This window comes from Ruminococcus sp. (assembly GCF_016287535.1).
Taxonomy (GTDB): Bacteria; Bacillota; Clostridia; order Oscillospirales; family Ruminococcaceae; genus Ruminococcus.
Genome location: NZ_JAEFAJ010000001.1, coordinates 50,746 through 70,817, shown reverse-complemented (window position 1 = coordinate 70,817; position 20,072 = coordinate 50,746). Strand labels below are relative to the sequence as shown.

Genomic DNA, 20,072 nt, shown 5'->3' with positions numbered 1-20,072 from the left:
GTTAAATTGGAGTAAACTTAGTTTAATATGAGGTGAATATAAATGCATAAACTTGAAGACAATATCAATTCTCTCACAAAGAACATACTTGCTGATTATGAGAACAGCAGGACTATTGATGAAGTTAAAGCGTTCGATCATCCCGATAATGATGATATCGTTGATATAATAGAAGCCCTCAGAAGGGTCGTTTTTCCCGGTTACTTCCGCAACAGGAACTATAGGGTCTACACTGTAAGAAATAATATATCCATGATACTCGAAGACGTTATATTCAAGCTTATCCGGCAGATCTCGATCGTTCTGCGTTATGACGAAAAAAATGAGCATCTCGCTGAAGATGAGGTAAACAGAACTGCAGAACAGATCACATTCGAGTTCCTCGGACGAATCCCAAAGATAAGAGCCCTTATTGAAACAGATGTTCAGGCAGCATATGACGGAGATCCCGCGGCATATAACAAGGACGAGATCATTTATTCATATCCGGGACTTTATGCCATACTTGTAAACAGACTTGCACACGAGCTGTTTTTGCTCGGTGTACCACTTATCCCACGTGTTATGACCGAACACGCCCACAGTAAGACAGGTATAGATATCCATCCCGGAGCGACAATCGGAAAATATTTCTTTATAGACCACGGTACAGGTATAGTTATTGGCGAAACTACCGAGATAGGGGACTATGTCAAGGTTTACCAGGGCGTGACCCTCGGTGCACTTTCAACAAGAGGCGGACAGTCACTGCGCAATAAAAAGCGTCATCCTACTATCGAAGACAATGTTACTATCTATTCAGGAGCCTCTATACTTGGCGGTGAAACAGTTGTAGGTAAAAACGCTGTTATTGGCGGTAACGCTTTTATAACACGTTCAGTGCCTGCCGGAGCCAAAGTCAGCATAAAGAATCAGGAACTGCGCTTCAATTTTGATTCATCAAATCTTGTACACAGTTCGGATCTTGATCCTGACGAAGCATGGTTCTATATAATATGACAAATTATTTTCTAAAACAATTAAAAAATATCCGAGGTTTAATTATGCAAAAAATGTTCTTGATTTTTTGTGCATTATGATGTATAATGGATATTGCATTATAAATAAAGGAGATAAAACTATGGTCAATATAGGTTTTATTGGTGCAGGCAATATGGGTACTGCTATAATGAAGGGAATCGCTTCGAGCAGTCTCAGCTCAGAAGTAAGTCTTTATGCATTTGACCCCTGCATTGAAAAGGTTCAGGCTCTTAATGAGTACAATATTTCAGCTTGTTCATCTGAACAAGAGATAATGGATAAATGTAAATACGTATTTCTTGCTGTTAAGCCCCAGATAATTGAAGATGTACTCGATGCTGTTTCCGCTCATACAACAAAGGATACAGTTATTATATCTATTGCAGCAGGTATCGGAGATGATTTTATTGCAAGAAAAACCATTCCTGACGCAAAAGTTATTCTCGTAATGCCAAATACGCCTCTGCTTCTCGGAGAAGGAGCTTCAGCTCTCTCAAGAAATGAAAATGTTACGGACGAAGAGTTCGATATAGTCCTCAACATATTCAGGATCTGCGGAAAAGCCGCAGTTATCCCGAAGGATAAAATGAAGGAAATAATCGCAATTAACGGAAGCAGTCCGGCGTTTATTTACCTTTTTGCAAAAGGCTTTATTGATTATGCTGTATCTGCAGGTATAGACAGAAAGGCAGCGGAAGAGCTGTTTACGCAAAGTCTGATTGGTTCTGCGAAAATGATAACAGATTCAGGCAATACTATCGATGAACTTATCAAGATGGTATCCTCACCGGGCGGAACTACTCTGGCAGGTCTTGACAGGCTCTACGAAGGCAATCTGACTGATGTTGTAAAAAACTGCTGCGAAAGCTGTACAAAGAGAGCTTACGAGCTTTCAAAATAATTCTAAATAATTTTTCATGCGCATATTCTTGATTAAGAAAGGAATGATGTACATGAAAAACATAAGTATATATAACGAGCAAAATGAGAAAAGTACAAGCCTGTTGCTGTATGTTGCTGTAATAATTTCAGGAATAGTTATTGGCTCGGTATTTCGGAATGAATCTTGCTTTAATAAGATCACATCAGCCGTATTAAGCGGTTTTTCTCAGAATTGTACATGGATCTCCGAGATAAAGGATACTTTTGTATGTCTTTTCATTTTTGCAGCAGCAGCTTTTGTTATAGGTTCATCCGTCATAGGACAACCTTTAGCTTACGGTCTGCTTTTGTATTCAGGTATTTATATCGGACTTATCACTGCTTCAGCATATCAGTTATATGGTAAAGAGGCGATATTGCCGGTATTGACAACTGTTTTACCAAGAGCATTCGCCTTGACATCTGTTGTTATCCTTGCTGCAAAAGAAGCTCTCAGAAGTTCTTCTTACCTTTTCAGCTTTTACCTTCACGGAGATATACGTGAAAACAAAAGAATTTCCCTGAAACTTTACTTAGTAAGGTTTCTTGTGATTATTATATTATCATTAATTTTGTCTGTTGTGTCAGGCGTACTCTATTATTTACGGCTCATGGCGAACAGAAAGTAAACGGAGGAATCAAAAATTGGGCTTATTTTCCAAAAACTATGAAACCGCAGGTGTCGGCATAGCCAAAGACGCCCCGAAAAAGAAAGGCTTATCTCTTTTCTTTGATATATTCGGCAGAAAAATATGGAACCTGATGGAAATCAATCTGCTTTACATGGTATTTTTTCTGCCGCTGATACTGATGATCCCGGCTATCTATCTGCTTGGCGACTTCTATAAGCTTTCTTTGGCAGTTAACATTCTGCTGATGGTCGTATTTATGATCTTTATCGGACCGGCTACTGCCGGAATGACAAAGGTAATACGCTGCTATGTTCTCGGAAAGCACACCTTTATCTGGAGCGATTTCTGGAAGGGCTTCAAATCAAACTTTAAGACCGCAGCAATTGTTGGTTTTGTTGATTGTCTTATTATATTATCGGCTTTATCGGCACTATGGTTTTACCCGCAGCTTGCCGAACAGATGCAGTCGAAGGCTGTTTATATTCCTATGGTAATAACTTTCAGTCTGTTTCTTGTATTAATGATAATGAATTTTTATATATTCCCGATGATGGTGGCAACGACTTTAAAACCGAAGAATCTTTTCAAAAACTCTTTTGCTTTGGCATTTGTTGCGCTGAAACAGAATTTTATTACTTTTATTATCATATTGATAACCATAGCAGTTATGGTTGTATTAAGAATTTTCCTGATGTCAGTATATCTGCTTCTTCTCCCGTTCTTTCCGGCAGCATTCCTTTGTCTGGTTTCATGCTTCAACAGCTATCCTGTAATACAGAAATATGTCATTAATCCTTATTATACAAGTATAGGTCAAATCAATCCTGAACTTGTAGACGACACCGACGATGAAACTGAACGTATTTTCGAGGATATGGGCGGAAAAGAAAAGCCCATTGAAAAACGTGAAAAAAGCAGGGGTAAAAGAATATCTTAAAAGGCGGCGCATTATGCGCCGTTTTTTGCGTGATAATGCCGCTGATAATTTCATTTCGGTGCAATTATAGATATATAAATCAGGTCCTCATGAACTTCAAAAGCTCATGAGGACCTGTCGTTTATGTAACATATATAATGCTTATGCATAGAATATATCAATGGAGAGATTATACATCTGCAATATTAAGAACCACTCCAGCCGGAGAAATGTCGATATGCCCGAATGAAGGTTTGCTGCCATCGCGCGGGATCGAGGCGCTGCCCGGGTTAAGAAAGTATATCCCGTTTTCATAGCTTTCGTATTTCATATGGGTATGACCAAAAAGTACAATATCACATTCATTTGCAAGTGCAAGTTCTCTGAGTTTGTCAAGAGAACTGCTGACACCGTACAAATGACCGTGAGTAGCAAGTATTTTATGATCCAATACCGGGAGAACAAAATATTCATGACTCAGGCTGTCGAAGTCACAGTTTCCGGCTACATGAATTATTTTAGGGGCAAGTTTCTGATGAGAGAGTATAAAATTATCAAGCTCGCGCTCGCCGTCACCAAGATGAAAGATCCAATCAGCGTCTGTGTTTCTTAAAATGACACTTTCGAGAGCATAAGAATTACCATGTGTATCAGATAATGCAACAATGCGCAAGTTCGATCCCTCCAAATTAAATGATAATTTATTATATCATATTTTTCTGAAAAATGCAATATAATATTATTGCATACATCATTTTTAAGGAGATAATTATGAAACAAGAAATTGATAAATCAAAAATAAACGGTTTGCTGAGTGTTATAAGCAAAAAAATCGGTGTTCCGCCGGAAAAGCTGAAAACCGAACTTGAAGAAGGCAAATTTGACAGCGCATTGAATGCTATGAATAAAAATGATGCTGCAAGATTTCAACAAGCTGTCAACAATCCTAAAATCGTTGAAAAAATGATGAGCAGTCCGCAGGCAAAAGCGCTGTACGAAAAGCTTTCAGGCGGAAAAAAGATGCAATAATGTTTAAAAATGGATGATATAATCTATAAGATAGGCGATCTGCTGTCAGATGATGAGAGCGTTAAGCAGCTTTCCGAGCTTGCTCAGATGCTTGTAACAGAAAATGAAAGCAGCGGAAAAAGTAATGAAACAGCTGAAATATCAGGTCCTGACATCGAAACTGTAGTTAAACTTACCGGTCTGATAGGTGAAGCCTCAAAACAGGACAAGAACGCGGAGCTTCTGCTTGCTTTGAAGCCTCATCTGGGTGAAGAAAAACAAAAGCGCGTTGATAAGGCATTAAAGCTCCTGAAAATACTTGCTGTCTGGAACATCGCAAAGGACAGCGGTCTTCTCAATGATATAATTTAGAAAGGAGAAAAAGTCTGATGGCAGTATACAGCTATGGACATCCACGCCGCTTTAATGATAGCGTGGATATATGTCAGGGCTTTCACAAGAAAGCTGCCGCAGATATTCCTCCTGATCCGGTTTCGTATGAGACAGATGAAGCTGCTCACGAAACCAAAAAGCGATTATTTGATGATATTGCTGAAGAATTCTTCGGAGGCAACATTGACAGTGACAAGCTTTTTGTTGCTCTAATAATATATTTACTTATAAAAGAAGGCGCCGATATCAAACTGATATTGGCGCTTGGATACATATTGCTGTGAGAGGTCGAAATATGGATTCAGAATGGATTTTCAGAGTGCTTTGCGTATCGGTGATTTTAATAATGGGGATATATTATTTCAGACGTGAAAAAAAGCTCCTGTCATTTTTCACTGGCGCAGTTACGGGCAGTGCAGCACTTTTTCTTTTAAATAAATATGGTGAGATACTTGGAATAGTGATACCTCTTAATCTTTTTAATATTTCAGGGAGCTTAATTCTTGGAGTACCTTTCGTACTATTTCTTGTAATAATGAACTTTTTGTAAACACTGTGCTCGTTTTCACAAAAACTATTGATATACAGCATGATTTATGTTAAAATATACACACGGGAGGTGGATCATGAACATTATTGATATAATAAACAAAACAAAGAAGTCACAGGAACTGTCTGAGGACGAGATATTATGGCTCGTAAACGGCTATACTAATGGGGATATCCCAGATTATCAGATGTCCGCATGGCTTATGGCTGTATGTCTTAACGGCCTGACAGAAGCAGAAACATTTGCGCTTACCGCTGCAATGCGTGACAGCGGGGACATACTTAAACTTAATATTCCTCTGACTGCGGACAAGCACAGTACAGGCGGAGTAGGTGATAAGACATCTCTTATTGTCGGGCCTGTTGTAGCTGCCTGTGGAGTCTGTGTTGCTAAAATGTCAGGACGCGGTCTTGGACATACAGGCGGAACTATTGATAAGCTTGAAAGTATCGAAGGTTACAGAACAGATCTGTCCATCCCTGAATTTGAAAAGATACTCAGCCAAACCGGTTTTTCCATTATTTCACAGACTGGTGAGCTTTGTCCTGCCGACAAGAAAATATACTCATTAAGAAACGCTACAGGTACTGTTGACAGCATTCCGCTTATATGCGCAAGTATAATGAGCAAAAAGCTCGCAATGAATGCAGATATCCTTGTTCTTGATGTTAAATACGGTTCCGGAGCGTTTATGAAAAACAGGAAAGAAGCTGAAAGGCTGGCAGACCTGATGGAGAAGATAGGTGCAGCGGCAGGGAAGAAATGCAAAGCTGTGGTTACTGATATGAATTCGCCCTTAGGTAAGAATATCGGCAACGCACTTGAAGTCAGGGAAGCCATTGAGCTGCTTCAGGGAAAGACAAAAGGAAAACTCTATGATATATGCATAGAACTTTCTGCAGAAATGCTCAGACTTGCCGGAAAAGGCAGCTTGCAGGAATGTATTCAGCTTGCAAAGGAAGCTGTATCCTCAGGAAAGGCTCTCGATGTACTTCGTTCCACTATCAGGCTTCACGGAGGAAACGAGAGGATATGTGACGATACCTCAATTCTGCCGCAGCCGCAGCTGAAATACGAGATACGTGCGACAAAGGAAATGAAGATACTCGGATTCAATTGCGAAGAGCTCGGAATGACGTCGCTCCTTCTTGGTGCAGGCAGGCTCAATAAAAATGATAAGCTTGACATGAGCGCAGGAATAATTATGAACTGCGAAATCGGAGATCATCTTAATGCTGACGATATTATTATGACACTTTATTCAACTGTATGCAGTGATTTCTCGGACGCAGCCGTTAGAGCTCTGAATGCTGTTAAATTCGAGATCACTGAAAAGCCAAGTTACACTTGACTAATCAGTTCTTGTGTGATAAAATAATATTAACATATACTTTAAGGAGGTAACTCAATATGGGATTTTTTGATTCAGTTAAAGACATAGCAGGTAAATTCGGAGAGTCTGTTGAACGAGGTGCAAAAACTGTATCCGACAACTCAAAGAAATTCGCTGAAAAAAACAAGATCAAGCGCGAGCTCTCTTCAATCGAATCAAGTATCAACAATGATTACATTGTTCTCGGAAAGGCGATGTTTGAAAAGATATGCAATGACACCGACAGCGAATTCGCAGAGACTATTTCCGGTATCAAAGAAAAGAATCAGAAACTTGAAGAGTTGAAAAACACGCTTATGTCACTTGAGGACAAGTCTTCATGTCCAAACTGCGGCGCACAGGTCAGCAAGGATCAGGTATTCTGCGACAAATGCGGTCAGAAAATCGCATCGGAAGTAACAGCCGAGGTCACAGATGTTGTTGAGACTTCCGGAGAAGAAGTTACAGCAAGTTCAGAAGATTCCGAAAACGAATAAATTTAAGGCGCATCTTTTTTGGTGCGCCTTTATTTATGCAAACTGTTAAAAAAACGTGGCTGTAATTTGGACAATAAAACATTAACTGGGTATTTACTTTTCAGCTTTTTTGTGATAAAATAAAAATAGTTTATCGCTTTGCAGCTTTTTGACTTTTATACATAAAAGCAATGCTGCTTTTGCAGAAAGGATTTACATAATGCCTATTACAGAATTACTTGAAAGAAATGCAAAACTTTACGGCAATGATGTAGCACTTGTGGAGATCAATCCCGAAATAACTGAAGTCCGCCGTATCACTTGGAAAGAATATGAGCTTATCGAGCCTAATCCGGAATGTACCTACAGACGTGAGATAACATGGAAGGTATTTGATGAAAAGGCAAACCGCTTTGCTAATATGCTCCTTGAAAGAGGAGTACATAAAGGGGATAAAGTCGGTATACTCCTTATGAACTGCCTTGAATGGCTGCCTATATATTTTGGCATACTCAAGACCGGAGCTCTTGCGGTGCCGCTCAATTATAGGTATGCATCAGATGAGATCAAGTATTGTCTTGATCTTGCTGAAGTTGATATACTTGTTTTCGGTCCTGAATTTATAGGAAGGATCGAAGAGATCGCTGATGAGATCAGCAAAAACAGACTCTTATTCTATGTTGGTGAAGGATGTCCCTCTTTTGCCGAGCATTATGACAGCCTCGTAGCTAACTGCGCAAGTGCCGCTCCTGACGTAAAAGTCAGCGACACCGACAATGCGGCAATATATTTTTCATCAGGTACAACAGGTTTCCCTAAGGCTATCCTTCACGATCACACAAGTCTGATGCATTCGGCAAAGGTTGAACAGAATCATCACGGACAGACAAGAGATGATATTTTTCTCTGCATACCTCCTCTTTACCATACAGGAGCAAAAATGCACTGGTTCGGAAGTCTTTATTCAGGCAGCAAGGCTGTTCTCCTAAAAGGAGTTAAGCCAAAGTCGATAATAGAAACCGTTTCCGCTGAAGGCTGCACCATCGTATGGCTGCTTGTTCCGTGGGCTCAGGATATACTTGACGCAATCGACAGAGGTGAAATAGACCTATCAAAATATGAGCTCAGTCAGTGGCGGCTTATGCACATCGGCGCCCAGCCTGTTCCGCCGTCACTTATCGCTCGCTGGAAAAAGGTTTTTCCGAATCATCAGTATGATACAAACTATGGTCTCAGTGAGTCTATTGGTCCAGGCTGTGTTCATCTCGGAGTTGAGAATATTCATAAAGTCGGCGCTATCGGTAAGGCAGGCTACGGCTGGGAGATCAAGATAGTTGACGAAAACGGAAACGCAGTTGAGCGCGGACAGGTCGGAGAGCTTCTTGTAAAAGGTCCGGGTGTTATGAAATGCTATTATAGAGATGAAAAAGCAACTTCCGAGACTCTGAAGGACGGCTGGCTCTATACAGGTGATATGGCGCAGGAAGATGAGGACGGATTCATTTACCTTGTTGACCGTAAAAAAGACGTCATTATAAGCGGCGGTGAGAATCTGTACCCTGTTCAGATTGAAGACTTCCTCAGAAGTCATCCGGCAATAAAGGATGTTGCAGTTATAGGACTTCCGGATAACAGACTGGGTGAAATAGCAGCTGCTATAATTTCCGTCAAAGAAGACCATAAATGCACAGAAGATGATATCACGTCGTTCTGTCAGAAACTTCCAAGATATAAAAGACCTCATAAAATCATATTTGCTGATGTTCCGAGAAATCCGACCGGCAAAATAGAAAAGCCTAAGCTTCGTTCGATATACTGTGGAGAAAGCCTTGTGGCTAAACAAATAAAGAACTGAATCAAAAAAGAACAGCGTAAGCTGTTCTTTTTTGCATTATTCGACAAAACTCGTCACTTTACGACTATATTCGCTATATGCGTAAAACGCACATTATGGTATAATTTGTCTGTAAGCACTTTTTAAGAGGTGAAAAAAATGACAGACAAACTCTCAGCAATTATTGTAAAAATTCTTCTTAACTTTGGAATATCGCCGAATACAAAAGGATACCATTACCTGCGTGACTGTATCTATATCTGTGTGACTACAAAAGAACCCATCAATGCAATGACAAAGATGCTTTATGCAAAAATGGCTGAAAATTATCATACCTCTGAATGTTCAGTAGAGCGTGCTGTAAGACACGCGATAAAATCAGGGTGGTACAGGCATAACGCGGAACTTGCAGATACAATCTTTCTAAACGTGCTTCAGTGTTCAAGTGATATTCCGACAAATTCTGTTTTTATTTCGACTATATCGGAAGAGTTATGTTCTTTGGGATTAGCGGAGAATGTCTTTCCTACTCCAGGAGCACCTTGTAAAATGACATTTTTCTTCCTAATTACAAGGGAACGAAGTTTATCATAATCTGATTCTGTAATGAATACCTCTTTGAGGAAATCATTTTTTGTGTATTTATGGTCTTTTTGTTTCTTATAATATTGCGATAGATCCCGTGGTGTAATCCCACAGCCGAGCAAAAGGCAAAAATAGAAAAGACCGCACAGGCTATCCTCGACGCAAGAGCACTCTACCCAGACAGCTCCCTCGCAGACCTCTACGACGAGCTGACGATGCCTCCCGAACTCCGCAAGGCTCATCAGGCTAACGATAAGGCTGTCATGGAGGCTTACGGCTTCTGGGGCAAGCTCAACACCGAGAGCGAGTGCGTGGCTGAGCTGATGAAAATGTATCAGAGGTTGACGGAGAAGTAATATGGATTTTATTTGTAAATCGCCTGAATCTGTTCTAAAATCATTGTCTGATTGGTTTAATTGCTCTGTATCTGATATAATAGCGATACTTTCAAAAGATTGGGAATCTGAATATGAAAGTGCAATAAAGCAACGAGAGAAGCACTATTATGATTATGATTTTGACGAGGACGACGATAAGATATACGAAGATTTTGGAATCTATATATTATATAAAGGCTTTACTGATTATCCCATTACTCACAAGACGGTCAATATTCATTGGTTTCATGGTAGTCGTGTAATCGATACAAACTCTTTTAAAATTGGAGGAATATTACCTTTAACATACATGCTCCCAAAAATAAAAGAGCTTATTGATTCAATCGCCCTGCATCTTGGAATTCCCATGTGTGAAGATACAGAATCATCATGGACAAAGCAAAGAATTGAATTCAAATTAGAAAATGCTGCCGATCACGGTCCCTGTGCAATGTTGATGTATGAAGCTGCTATAAACGCCAATGTATTTGATTGCCATAGTTATATTAATGAACCCGAAATTGTATCTGATTACGCTCTTGCGAAATACGGAAAAGCAGGGAATGAAATCGTATCAGAATTTAAAAGGATGAGTAAACCAGTTGTAGTTGAATTCATAGAAGTTATAGATTGCAATGAACCATCCGTAATGGACGAAATACTTAGAGCGGCTCTAACGTATATGTATGATTATTTGCACAATGAAGAAAAAAGTATAAATGGTAATACATGTTATTCAGGGTACGGTAGAACTGTCTCTCAAGATAGAATTATAGATATTATTGTTTTATAATTTGCCTAGCAGGATATCGAAGCCGAAGGGATGCGATGACTATTTTTATACAAGAAAGGAAAGATGTATCATGTATGGTGGTATAAGGCGAGGTTTAGAAACTTGGGAAGATTGGTATTATTGTAAAGCAACGCCGGAGGAACAAGAAATCTACGATCTTATTTTTCGATATAGCAACTATTTTAATGATTTGACAATTCAAAGAGATTCTATTACATATACAATGTTCGAAACAAATGTGGATAATCCATCACAAACTTTTTATAATAATCTGATAGTTCGTGTTCGTGAAATTGGAGATCCTGATTTGAAGGCTTATTATGAGTCACAATATCATACTGTCACAGTTTCTCCAAAAGCCAGAACAGAAGAATACTGTATTCTCCACGAAATGATACACATGTTTGACAACCATTATGATTATTTAGGTGGCTTAAGAGATGCAGTTGCATGGAGACTGTATTATGATTTGCAAAAAAAGATAAATGGATTGGATAAAGCAATTCTTGACTTTACTAAAGTAAAGTCATTAATGAGTATAAACCGGTGTCCAGAAAATCCGAGAGTATTTAAAGGGGGACATGATACATTGTTCCTGTTAAAAAGCTTTGATTTAGATATGAAAATGAACTACCCATTTGGAACTGTTTTGGGATATGGTTATACTGATAAATTTAAATATCTTGAGAAATACTAAAACAAACAATATATCGACAAAAAATCACAGTTTGGATGTATGTACTGCTTCAATAAAATGATATATCTAATAGGAACGCCTTAGAGGCGTTCCTTATTTATATTGACAAAGTTATCTTTATATGATATAATCTTATAAGAACATATATTCTACTTTGACGCTGAGAGGTGGTCTTCATGTGTATGTCTCTGCGTATAGAGCCAAGAGAAATGGCTGAGGTACTCGTAAAGATAAGGAAAATGGCATTAGCTCAGGAAATATCTAATAAGCTTGGAAAGAGCTTGATTATGTCCGGCGACTTGTATCCCTCCGATATTGCGCCAGTTCTTGCACCGAATAAGTATGGAAATATGGCAGTATTCCCAATGGCGTGGGGATTTACGCATAAGGCTACGCCTAAGCCTCTTGCCAACTGCCGCTTAGAGACTGCAGATAGTAAGCCATTGTGGCGGGATTCATGGTACAGACGTAGATGTGTTATCCCTGCTTCGTGGTATTATGAGTGGGGATATCCTGTATATGAGAACGATAGCCGCAGCATGATTGAGCATCTCAATTCCAAGAAGGTCAAATTCGCTATACAAACAGAAGGCTCAGACATCACATATATCGCAGGACTTTATCGATATGAGAATCATGATGATATGCAGATACCTATGTTTTCTATCCTTACACGAGAAGCAGCAGGTACTGTAAGAGATATCCATGATTGTATGCCGCTGATACTGGATAAGGAGAACTTGCAGGACTGGATACGTCCAAACGGAGATCCCAGTGCTATAGTTGAAAAAGCACTGTCAAACATGATATTTGAAAGAGCAGTGGAGTACTATAGATCCCCAAATGAGTTCATTACAATGTAAGATCAAATATATTTGATGGCGGCTTCGCGCCGCCTCATTTCATATACTTGAGAAAGATGAAAACGCAGAGTATAAATCGGACTTTTGTTAACATATAATAGATTTTGTTTACAAAATATTCATTCAAACACGAAAAGATTGTGGTATAATATCACTATAAAGAATTTGTTTATCTTCATATTATATAAATTCTTTATAAAAATTAGGGGGAAAGAGTTGACAGTTATGCCATACCGTGTTACAATGCGACAGCACAGCACAGCACAGCACAGCACAGGCTATAACTGCGCCCTTTTGCAATTTAACATGGGTAATACAAGCGTATCACATGGGATAGGTTTATCCTGTGGGGTGCGCTTTTTGTGTTATCTAAAAATAAGGAGGTATGAAATTTTATGAGAAACACATGGAAAAAGACAGCGGCATTTGTTCTTTCACTGGCTCTTGTAGCGGGTAGCTTGCCCGCAAACGTGGGAGGCTTTTTGACAGGAAGTACGGGCATTGTTGCTAATGCGGAGACAGAAATAATTGACAGCGGCAATTTCGGAGGTGTAAAATGGACTCTTGACAACGAAGGTCTGCTTTATATTACTGGTTCAGGTTCAATTCCTGACAGGGCATTTTGTGGCAATGATTGGGGAAATGCAAGTAAAGTAAAGAGAGTAGTCTTTGCTGAGGATTGTGCTATTTCTTCGATTGGAAACTGGGCTTTTGTTTCTTATGTTGAAAGTTCGCAGATGACATATTTTGAAATTAATTCAACAGTTCCAATTAGTCTTTCAGAGGAATTCATTTTTTGTTATTATGATAACGATCCAATTGTTGATATAATAATTACTGCCCCTGAGATATCAAACCCACTTTATAATCCGATTTATGTGGATACCAAATTAAAATTAATTTTTAACGTAAAAAAACCTGTTGCTTTTTCAGAGGGTGTATTTTCAGATGCTTATTTTCGTGATGATTCTATTGTAGCAATTCCATCAGGTTCATATATATACGAAAGCGGTCACTGGCATTTTGACGATGAATTTATTCAGGAACGATACAATGACGATCCTGATAACTTCTTCTGGTGGCTGAGGGAGGATCCTGACTCCTTTGAGGAACTATACGGGTGTAATCCGAATGACTTGGTAGAAGGGCAGAACTATCGCTTTGTAGACGAAAGAAAGGAAGTTATCACATTTGCTAACAGGGGCAGCTTATTTGGTGAATACTCGGACGGAATACTTGCAATTTCTGTGAATGCTAAAGATCCTACTTGTATGGCTGAGGGAAATACAGAATATTACAGCGGAAGCAACGGTGAAGCCTATTTAATTGAGGGGAAAGAATTCAATTTGACTCCAAAGGAGGCTGTGACAATTCCTGCAACAGGTCATACCTACAAAGCTCCGAAATGGACATGGGAAGAGAGCGAGTTCGATGACAGCTACATCGCAAGTGCTAATTTCACCTGCGAAAAGGACGATGATGTTCAGACTATCGAAGCAAAAGTAACTTCTGAAACCATAGCTCCAACCTATACTGCCGACGGAAAGACTATCTACACTGCTAAGGCAACTTTTGAGGGTGTAGAATACACCGACACAAAGGAAATCTCTATTGCTAAGCTGCCTCTAACTCATCATGAAGCAGTTGCACCTTCCTGCACCGTAGATGGTTCAATCGAATACTGGTATGATGAAGCTAATAAAAAGTACTTCACAGATAACGCGGGTAATAACGAGATAACCCAGGCTGATACTATTATCGAGTCTTCTGGTCACAAGTACGGCGAGCCTGTATGGACATGGAGCAATGACTTCAGCAAGGCAAGTGTTAAATTCGTATGCGATAAATGTGGCAGTGAGGAAACAACAGATGTTCAGCTTTCCGAGCCTGTTATAACAAATGCAACTTACGATTCCGAGGGCAGCATTGTTTACACAGCAAAAGCTACTTTCCTCGAAAAGGAATACACCGATACACAGACAGTCGTACTTGCCAAGCTTGTACATCCAGATATCGCAAAGGCGGAAGTTGCTTTTACAAACGGTGATACATTCACTCAAACAGGCGATTTAATAGATGTTGACTATGCTCTTATCTACAACGGTAAGGTTCTTGTTGAGGGACAGGATTATGAAATGTTCGAGGGTGATAAATCAGCAACTAAGCCTGGTACATACATGGTCAAGATAAGAGGTATAGGTGAAGATTTCGTGGGCGAAAAAACTATACCTTGGTATATCATCCCTGCTGCTGTTAATATCTCCGTAAACGGTGCACCCGTTGACGGTTTTGAGTTTGGAAAGTCCTTTACTGTAACGGCTGATGCTGCTCCCGCTGGACAGAAGTTCTCGCACTGGGCTGTAAATAATGAACCCGTATGCTACTCCGAGGAGTACAGCTTTATCGTAAATGAAAGCGTTGACCTGACACCTGTTTATGTTGCGGATACAGCTGTAGTAGAAGCAAAGCCTGTTCTTACACTCGGTGAAATTCAGACAGTATATAACGGCAAAAATGCAATCAGCTTTGAGTTTACACATACAACTCCCGACAGCTATACTATCGAGGAAGTTGGTCTGCTGTATGCTACAAACAAGCTGGCTGGTGCTAATACATCTGATCCTAAATACGCTAATACTGTAGATCTGAGAACAACTGACTTTGATGTTGAGACTTCTGTCAAGAACAATATAAGCGGAAAGGTCAAGAAGTTTGTAGCTGCCTACACAAATCATAACGGTACTATCTCATTCAGCTATGCGATCGGAAATAATACAGATTGCTACGTTTATGCAGTCGGCTATATCAAATGCAAGAATGATAACAACGAGGAAGTTACACTTTATACTAACTTCACTGCTGTTACATATAATTCAATAAGCTAATGGAGGCTATATCAATGGAAAAAATGAAGTACACTTCTCCTGAAATGGAAATTATCGAATTTGAAACAGAGGACGTTATCACTACAAGTCCTGCCGGCAGCAGCGTTGGCGGTGATAGTGGCAGTGGTAACGATTTTGGTTAATTCTAAGAAAAAAGCAAGAATTAATAGAAAAGCAGGCGGCTTTGTGCCGCCTGTTTCCGTTATACTTAATTCAATTGATAAATATGCTTCAAATCTGAGTTGTAGTATATAGATTTAAGTTAGTTTGTTAATTGTAAGGAATTATCGAAGTTTTACAAGATAACCGCTCATAGTGACAGATTTGTTTTATGTATTTACATTGTATTGGTGATGTGCTATAATAAGTGATAAGAAACGAAAAGGAGCTATATATGGGACAGAAAGAGATCATCGACAGGGACACTTACCGAAAGATCAAGAAAATGAACCGCGAGGAACTTACAAAGTTCATTCTGCAGTATGGTGATCAGTTACTAGGAGAACAAGGCAAAACAATAGATCTTCTGACTCTTGAAGCAGAGCTGAGTAAAATCAAAGGTATCGGTGGTAAGAGACTTGAGGAGATTATGGTCGTTATAGAGCGATTCCTAGAAGAATAAAAGTTAAGGACGGCGTATGCCGTCCTTTAATTTTAATAGTATTTGGTTAATATCCGTGTGACATTCGTGTGACAAACGCTGTATTTTTAACTGATTTCATGTATTTTTAGCTTCATATTCGTAATTTAACTTGAAGACAAAGCAAACGAAAAATGCCGATATTCCAAGAATTACTCGAAATACCGGCATAAATAAAAGTGGTGAGACATGAGGGATTTGAACCCTCGACCCTACGCTTAAAAGGCGTATGCTCTACCGACTGAGCTAATGTCTCGCAACAAAATTAATTATATCAAATTTGCATTGTCTTGTCAAGTTGTTTTTTATCTTTTTATATATTCGGTTATTACACCAACATTAATTATTCTAATTAGTGCAAATTGACGTTTTTTATATTTGTTATTGACTTTTACTTCGTTACATGATATAATATTTAAGTCGTCAAAAGATGTGCTTGTAGCTCAGCTGGATAGAGTGACTGGCTACGAACCAGTAGGTCGGGGGTTCGAATCCCTCCAGGCACGCTCAAAAGCCTTACGTAAAACGTAAGGCTTTTTTATATCTATTTGCAAATTTTTCAATAAAAGTTTTATGTAAAAATACTTTGTTTAATTCTTGACAAACTGATATAAATGATGTAAAATTATAATGTATTTTTATATTTTGAAAGGAATGATCTTCAATGGGTTTAACTTTAACTGAAAAGATCCTTAAAGCACACCTTGTTGACGGCGAGTATGTAAAAGGGCAGGAGATAGGTATACGTATCGATCAGACTCTTACACAGGACGCCACAGGTACTATGGCATATCTTGAATTTGAGGCAATAGGAGTTCCTCGTGTTAAAACCGAGCGCTCAGTTGCTTATATAGATCATAATACACTTCAGAGCGGCTTTGAAAATGCTGATGACCACAGATTCATCGGCAGCGTTGCAAAGAAGCACGGTATTTATTTCTCACGTCCCGGCAATGGAATCTGCCATCAGGTTCACCTCGAAAGATTCGGTATTCCCGGAAAGACTCTTATTGGTTCCGACAGCCATACCCCCACAGGCGGCGGTATCGGTATGATAGCCATCGGCGCAGGCGGACTTGATGTTGCTGTAGCTATGGGCGGCGGAGCTTACTATATCACATGTCCGAAGGTAGTTAAAGTTGAACTGACCGGCAAGCTCAGACCCTGGGTAGCTGCAAAGGACGTTATCCTTGAAGTGCTCAGAAGATTATCCGTTAAAGGCGGTGTCGGAAAGGTCATTGAGTACTGCGGTGAAGGCGTAAAGACTCTTTCTGTTCCTGAAAGAGCTACAATTACAAATATGGGTGCAGAGCTTGGCGCAACCACATCTATATTCCCGTCTGACGAAGTAACAAAGCAGTTCCTCAGAGCACAGAAACGTGAGGAAGTATGGACTCCGCTGTCTGCTGATCCGGATGCAGTTTATGATGAAGAGCTGAAGATCAATCTCAGCGAACTTGTTCCTCTTGCTGCCTGTCCTCACTCTCCTGATAATGTGAAGAGCGTTGAGGAGATAGGCAGACTCAAGATAGATCAGGTTTGTATCGGTTCATGTACTAACTCTTCTCTTCTGGATATGCTCAAGGTGGCTCATATACTTAAAGGCAAGACTGTTAATCCGGACGTTTCCCTTGCTATAGCTCCGGGATCAAAGCAGGTCCTCAATATGCTTGCACAGAACGGGGCGCTTTCAATACTTATCGACGCCGGCGCAAGAATTCTCGAAAGTGCCTGCGGCCCGTGCATCGGTATGGGACAGTCACCTAATTCCAAGGGAATCTCTCTCAGAACATTTAACAGAAACTTTGAAGGACGTTCCGGAACAAAGGACGGACAGATATATCTTGTATCACCTGAAATGGCTGCTGTTTCAGCTCTCACAGGCTATCTCACAGATCCTCGTGAGCTCGGCGATATGCCTGAATTCAAGCTTCCGGAGGAATTTGTTATAAACGACAACATGATCGTTCCTCCAGTACCTATTGAGGAAATGGACAGCGTTGAGATACTCCGCGGACCAAACATCAAGCCTTATCCTGAAACGGCTCCTCTTCTTGAGAGCATAGATGCTCCTGTTTCACTGAAGGTCGGTGACAATATCACTACAGATCATATCATGCCGGCAGGTGCAAAGATACTTCCGCTTCGTTCAAATATTCCGAAGATATCACAGCACTGCTTTGCAGTCTGTGATGAAAGCTTCCCAGAGAGGGCAAAATCTCTTGGAAAGAGCATAATTGTCGGCGGTTCAAACTATGGACAAGGCTCATCACGTGAACACGCTGCTCTTGCGCCTCTTTATCTTGGCGTAAAGGCTGTACTTGTAAAGTCGTTTGCACGTATTCATCGTGCTAACCTTATCAATGCCGGTATACTTCCTCTTACATTTGTAAATGAAGCTGATTATGACAGTATATCACAGGGCGACGAACTTGTGCTTGCCGATGTAAGAAAGGCTGTAGAGTCAGGCAAGTCTGAACTTACCGTACTCAATAAAACAAACGGCAAGTCGATACCGGTTCTCTGCGAGCTTTCCGGACGTACAAAGGATATAATGCTTGCAGGTGGACTTCTTGACTTTACAAGAGAGTCAATGAAATAATCTGATATTACTTCTGATGAGGCTTGAACAATTATGTTTTTTGAATTATTAAACGGTAACTTTGTTACAGCTGCCAGAAGAGTAAGGATCCCGACTACTCCAAGAGGCTGGCTTTCCGTTTTGATTATCGGACTGATATATGCAGCGGTTTACTGGCTGCTTGGGAAGCTGAAAACTCCGTTGTCGCAGAAAGCGAGAAATTCAGCTGCATTCTTCATTACACTTGTATTGTTTATAATCTGTATGCTCGCTTTTGACATCAGAATAGATTAGGAGGTATAAACCAATGGCAAAAATCACCATGAAAACGCCGCTTGTCGAAATGGACGGCGACGAAATGACCAGGATCCTCTGGCAGTGGATAAAGGAGACTCTCCTTGAACCTTATGTAGAGCTCAATACAGAATATTTTGATCTTGGACTGAAGCACAGAGAAGAGACCAAGGATCAGGTAACTCTTGATTCTGCCGAGGCTACTAAAAAGTATGGTGTAGCAGTAAAGTGCGCAACTATTACTCCGAATGCTGCAAGAATGCCGGAGTATAATCTCACACAGATGTGGAAGTCGCCTAACGGTACTATCCGTGCAGCGCTTGACGGAACTGTTTTCCGTACACCTATTATTGTAAAAGGTATTGAACCGTATATCCCCACATGGACAAAGCCCATAACCATTGCCCGTCATGCTTACGGAGATGTCTACAAGAATACGGAAATGCGCGTCAGCAAGGGAAGCAAGGCTGAACTTGTTGTAACTGATGAGAACGGAAATGAGACACGTGAGCTTATCCATGACTTTACAAAGAGTGACGGAATCATACAGGGACTCCATAATCTTGACGCTTCTATTGCCGGATTTGCGAGAGCTTGTCTCAACTACGGTCTTGATCTTAAACAGGATGTATGGTTTGCTTCAAAGGATACTATTTCAAAGAAGTACGATCATCGCTTCAAGGATATCTTCCAGGAAATATATGAGAATGAATACAAGGATAAGTATGAAGCTGTCGGCATTGAATACTTCTATACTCTGATTGATGACGCTGTTGCGAGAGTTATTCGCTCAAACGGCGGATATATATGGGCTTGCAAGAACTATGACGGTGATGTCATGTCTGATATGGTCTCAACTGCATACGGCAGTCTTGCTATGATGACTTCTGTTTTGGTTTCACCCGACGGAATATACGAGTATGAAGCCGCACACGGAACAGTTCAGCGTCATTATTATAAGTATCTCAAGGGCGAAGAAACATCCACAAACTCCGTTGCAACAATATTTGCGTGGAGCGGAGCTCTCCGCAAAAGGGGAGAACTGGACGGCACTCCTGAACTTTGCTTGTTTGCTGACAAGCTTGAAAAAGCAACTATCCAGACCATTGAAGACGGAGTTATGACAGGAGATCTTTACCTTATTTCTAAGCTTGAAAACAAGAAAAAGGTCGATTCAAAGACTTTCCTTGACGAGATAAAGATCAGGCTTGATAAATTAATGTAATAAGAGAGAA

Annotated in this window: 23 protein-coding genes and 2 tRNA genes; 23 read left to right on the top strand and 2 right to left on the bottom strand. The window is 40.1% G+C overall.

Annotated elements, in window-relative coordinates; all coding sequences use genetic code 11:
- Positions 1-42: 42 nt before the first annotated feature.
- The 4 genes from epsC (at position 43) to QZZ36_RS00350 (ending at position 3,510) form a co-directional block, all read left to right on the top strand.
- On the top strand, positions 43-999 hold the full coding sequence (gene epsC, locus QZZ36_RS00365) for a serine O-acetyltransferase EpsC (RefSeq protein ID WP_295074987.1): 957 nt from the start codon (positions 43-45) through the stop codon (positions 997-999).
- Between the two features lie 121 nt (positions 1,000-1,120).
- A complete protein-coding gene (proC, locus tag QZZ36_RS00360; protein ID WP_295074983.1) occupies positions 1,121-1,921 on the top strand; it encodes a pyrroline-5-carboxylate reductase in 801 nt (266 codons plus the stop codon).
- Positions 1,922-1,973: 52 nt separating this feature from the next.
- Complete coding sequence (locus tag QZZ36_RS00355) at positions 1,974-2,570, top strand: stage II sporulation protein M (protein ID WP_295074981.1); 597 nt, start codon at positions 1,974-1,976, stop codon at positions 2,568-2,570.
- A gap of 16 nt (positions 2,571-2,586) precedes the next feature.
- Entirely contained in the window at positions 2,587-3,510 is a 924-nt protein-coding gene (locus tag QZZ36_RS00350; protein ID WP_295074978.1) for a DUF624 domain-containing protein, read from the top strand.
- A 169-nt stretch (positions 3,511-3,679) separates the two neighbouring features.
- On the opposite strand, the gene QZZ36_RS00345 is transcribed toward QZZ36_RS00350, so the two are convergent.
- A complete protein-coding gene (locus tag QZZ36_RS00345) occupies positions 3,680-4,162 on the bottom strand; it encodes a metallophosphoesterase (protein ID WP_295074975.1) in 483 nt (160 codons plus the stop codon).
- 98 nt (positions 4,163-4,260) lie between these two features.
- Between QZZ36_RS00345 and QZZ36_RS00340 the strand changes: the two genes are divergently transcribed.
- The 15 genes from QZZ36_RS00340 (at position 4,261) to QZZ36_RS00270 (ending at position 15,944) form a co-directional block, all read left to right on the top strand.
- Positions 4,261-4,518: a hypothetical protein gene (locus QZZ36_RS00340; RefSeq protein WP_295074972.1), complete on the top strand. Its 258-nt coding sequence runs from the start codon at positions 4,261-4,263 to the stop codon at positions 4,516-4,518.
- 9 nt (positions 4,519-4,527) lie between these two features.
- Positions 4,528-4,869, top strand: a complete 342-nt coding sequence (locus QZZ36_RS00335) for a hypothetical protein (protein ID WP_295074969.1) — start codon at positions 4,528-4,530, stop codon at positions 4,867-4,869.
- Between the two features lie 17 nt (positions 4,870-4,886).
- Entirely contained in the window at positions 4,887-5,174 is a 288-nt protein-coding gene (locus QZZ36_RS00330; RefSeq protein ID WP_295074966.1) for a hypothetical protein, read from the top strand.
- Positions 5,175-5,185: 11 nt separating this feature from the next.
- Positions 5,186-5,440, top strand: coding sequence for a pro-sigmaK processing inhibitor BofA family protein (locus QZZ36_RS00325; protein ID WP_295074963.1), 255 nt, complete (start codon positions 5,186-5,188; stop codon positions 5,438-5,440).
- Positions 5,441-5,516: 76 nt separating this feature from the next.
- A complete protein-coding gene (locus QZZ36_RS00320) occupies positions 5,517-6,791 on the top strand; it encodes a thymidine phosphorylase (RefSeq protein WP_295074961.1) in 1,275 nt (424 codons plus the stop codon).
- A 59-nt stretch (positions 6,792-6,850) separates the two neighbouring features.
- A complete protein-coding gene (locus QZZ36_RS00315; RefSeq protein ID WP_295074958.1) occupies positions 6,851-7,309 on the top strand; it encodes a zinc ribbon domain-containing protein in 459 nt (152 codons plus the stop codon).
- Between the two features lie 199 nt (positions 7,310-7,508).
- Positions 7,509-9,143 (top strand): class I adenylate-forming enzyme family protein, encoded by a 1,635-nt coding sequence (locus QZZ36_RS00310; RefSeq protein WP_295074955.1) that lies wholly within the window; start codon positions 7,509-7,511, stop codon positions 9,141-9,143.
- Between the two features lie 138 nt (positions 9,144-9,281).
- Positions 9,282-9,716 carry a sporulation initiation factor Spo0A C-terminal domain-containing protein gene (locus QZZ36_RS00305; protein ID WP_295074952.1) on the top strand — a complete coding sequence of 145 codons (435 nt, stop codon included), beginning with the start codon at positions 9,282-9,284 and terminating at the stop codon, positions 9,714-9,716.
- Between the two features lie 83 nt (positions 9,717-9,799).
- Complete coding sequence (locus tag QZZ36_RS00300) at positions 9,800-10,063, top strand: type IIL restriction-modification enzyme MmeI (protein ID WP_365685358.1); 264 nt, start codon at positions 9,800-9,802, stop codon at positions 10,061-10,063.
- Position 10,064: 1 nt separating this feature from the next.
- Positions 10,065-10,877: a hypothetical protein gene (locus tag QZZ36_RS00295; protein ID WP_295074949.1), complete on the top strand. Its 813-nt coding sequence runs from the start codon at positions 10,065-10,067 to the stop codon at positions 10,875-10,877.
- A 70-nt stretch (positions 10,878-10,947) separates the two neighbouring features.
- Complete coding sequence (locus QZZ36_RS00290; protein WP_295074946.1) at positions 10,948-11,574, top strand: hypothetical protein; 627 nt, start codon at positions 10,948-10,950, stop codon at positions 11,572-11,574.
- Between the two features lie 182 nt (positions 11,575-11,756).
- Positions 11,757-12,437: an SOS response-associated peptidase family protein gene (locus tag QZZ36_RS00285; RefSeq protein ID WP_295074943.1), complete on the top strand. Its 681-nt coding sequence runs from the start codon at positions 11,757-11,759 to the stop codon at positions 12,435-12,437.
- A gap of 395 nt (positions 12,438-12,832) precedes the next feature.
- Positions 12,833-15,322, top strand: a complete 2,490-nt coding sequence (locus QZZ36_RS00280) for a hypothetical protein (RefSeq protein ID WP_295074940.1) — start codon at positions 12,833-12,835, stop codon at positions 15,320-15,322.
- Positions 15,323-15,336: 14 nt separating this feature from the next.
- A complete protein-coding gene (locus QZZ36_RS00275) occupies positions 15,337-15,465 on the top strand; it encodes a hypothetical protein (protein WP_295074937.1) in 129 nt (42 codons plus the stop codon).
- Positions 15,466-15,716: 251 nt separating this feature from the next.
- A complete protein-coding gene (locus QZZ36_RS00270) occupies positions 15,717-15,944 on the top strand; it encodes a hypothetical protein (RefSeq protein WP_295074935.1) in 228 nt (75 codons plus the stop codon).
- A gap of 198 nt (positions 15,945-16,142) precedes the next feature.
- Here the strand turns inward: QZZ36_RS00270 and QZZ36_RS00265 are convergent.
- Positions 16,143-16,218 (bottom strand) — tRNA-Lys (locus tag QZZ36_RS00265).
- 176 nt (positions 16,219-16,394) lie between these two features.
- Here QZZ36_RS00265 and QZZ36_RS00260 point away from each other — a divergent pair.
- The 4 genes from QZZ36_RS00260 to QZZ36_RS00245 all read left to right on the top strand — a co-directional run bounded on the left by QZZ36_RS00260 (position 16,395) and on the right by QZZ36_RS00245 (position 20,062).
- Positions 16,395-16,468, top strand: a tRNA-Arg gene (locus QZZ36_RS00260).
- 158 nt (positions 16,469-16,626) lie between these two features.
- A complete protein-coding gene (locus tag QZZ36_RS00255; protein WP_295074932.1) occupies positions 16,627-18,564 on the top strand; it encodes an aconitate hydratase in 1,938 nt (645 codons plus the stop codon).
- Between the two features lie 33 nt (positions 18,565-18,597).
- Complete coding sequence (locus QZZ36_RS00250) at positions 18,598-18,837, top strand: hypothetical protein (protein WP_295074929.1); 240 nt, start codon at positions 18,598-18,600, stop codon at positions 18,835-18,837.
- 13 nt (positions 18,838-18,850) lie between these two features.
- Positions 18,851-20,062 (top strand): NADP-dependent isocitrate dehydrogenase, encoded by a 1,212-nt coding sequence (locus QZZ36_RS00245; protein ID WP_295074926.1) that lies wholly within the window; start codon positions 18,851-18,853, stop codon positions 20,060-20,062.
- Positions 20,063-20,072: the final 10 nt, after the last annotated feature.

Coding starts and splice junctions, on each gene's coding strand:
- QZZ36_RS00305 (WP_295074952.1), top strand. CDS start 9,282: ATGACAGACAAACTCTCAGCAATTATTGTAAAAATTCTTCTTAACTTT.
- QZZ36_RS00330 (WP_295074966.1), top strand. CDS start 4,887: ATGGCAGTATACAGCTATGGACATCCACGCCGCTTTAATGATAGCGTG.
- QZZ36_RS00285 (WP_295074943.1), top strand. CDS start 11,757: ATGTCTCTGCGTATAGAGCCAAGAGAAATGGCTGAGGTACTCGTAAAG.
- QZZ36_RS00340 (WP_295074972.1), top strand. CDS start 4,261: ATGAAACAAGAAATTGATAAATCAAAAATAAACGGTTTGCTGAGTGTT.
- QZZ36_RS00335 (WP_295074969.1), top strand. CDS start 4,528: ATGGATGATATAATCTATAAGATAGGCGATCTGCTGTCAGATGATGAG.
- QZZ36_RS00310 (WP_295074955.1), top strand. CDS start 7,509: ATGCCTATTACAGAATTACTTGAAAGAAATGCAAAACTTTACGGCAAT.
- QZZ36_RS00295 (WP_295074949.1), top strand. CDS start 10,065: ATGGATTTTATTTGTAAATCGCCTGAATCTGTTCTAAAATCATTGTCT.
- QZZ36_RS00315 (WP_295074958.1), top strand. CDS start 6,851: ATGGGATTTTTTGATTCAGTTAAAGACATAGCAGGTAAATTCGGAGAG.
- proC (WP_295074983.1), top strand. CDS start 1,121: ATGGTCAATATAGGTTTTATTGGTGCAGGCAATATGGGTACTGCTATA.
- QZZ36_RS00250 (WP_295074929.1), top strand. CDS start 18,598: ATGTTTTTTGAATTATTAAACGGTAACTTTGTTACAGCTGCCAGAAGA.
- epsC (WP_295074987.1), top strand. CDS start 43: ATGCATAAACTTGAAGACAATATCAATTCTCTCACAAAGAACATACTT.
- QZZ36_RS00355 (WP_295074981.1), top strand. CDS start 1,974: ATGAAAAACATAAGTATATATAACGAGCAAAATGAGAAAAGTACAAGC.
- QZZ36_RS00280 (WP_295074940.1), top strand. CDS start 12,833: ATGAGAAACACATGGAAAAAGACAGCGGCATTTGTTCTTTCACTGGCT.
- QZZ36_RS00320 (WP_295074961.1), top strand. CDS start 5,517: ATGAACATTATTGATATAATAAACAAAACAAAGAAGTCACAGGAACTG.
- QZZ36_RS00245 (WP_295074926.1), top strand. CDS start 18,851: ATGGCAAAAATCACCATGAAAACGCCGCTTGTCGAAATGGACGGCGAC.
- QZZ36_RS00275 (WP_295074937.1), top strand. CDS start 15,337: ATGGAAAAAATGAAGTACACTTCTCCTGAAATGGAAATTATCGAATTT.
- QZZ36_RS00255 (WP_295074932.1), top strand. CDS start 16,627: ATGGGTTTAACTTTAACTGAAAAGATCCTTAAAGCACACCTTGTTGAC.
- QZZ36_RS00270 (WP_295074935.1), top strand. CDS start 15,717: ATGGGACAGAAAGAGATCATCGACAGGGACACTTACCGAAAGATCAAG.
- QZZ36_RS00325 (WP_295074963.1), top strand. CDS start 5,186: ATGGATTCAGAATGGATTTTCAGAGTGCTTTGCGTATCGGTGATTTTA.
- QZZ36_RS00290 (WP_295074946.1), top strand. CDS start 10,948: ATGTATGGTGGTATAAGGCGAGGTTTAGAAACTTGGGAAGATTGGTAT.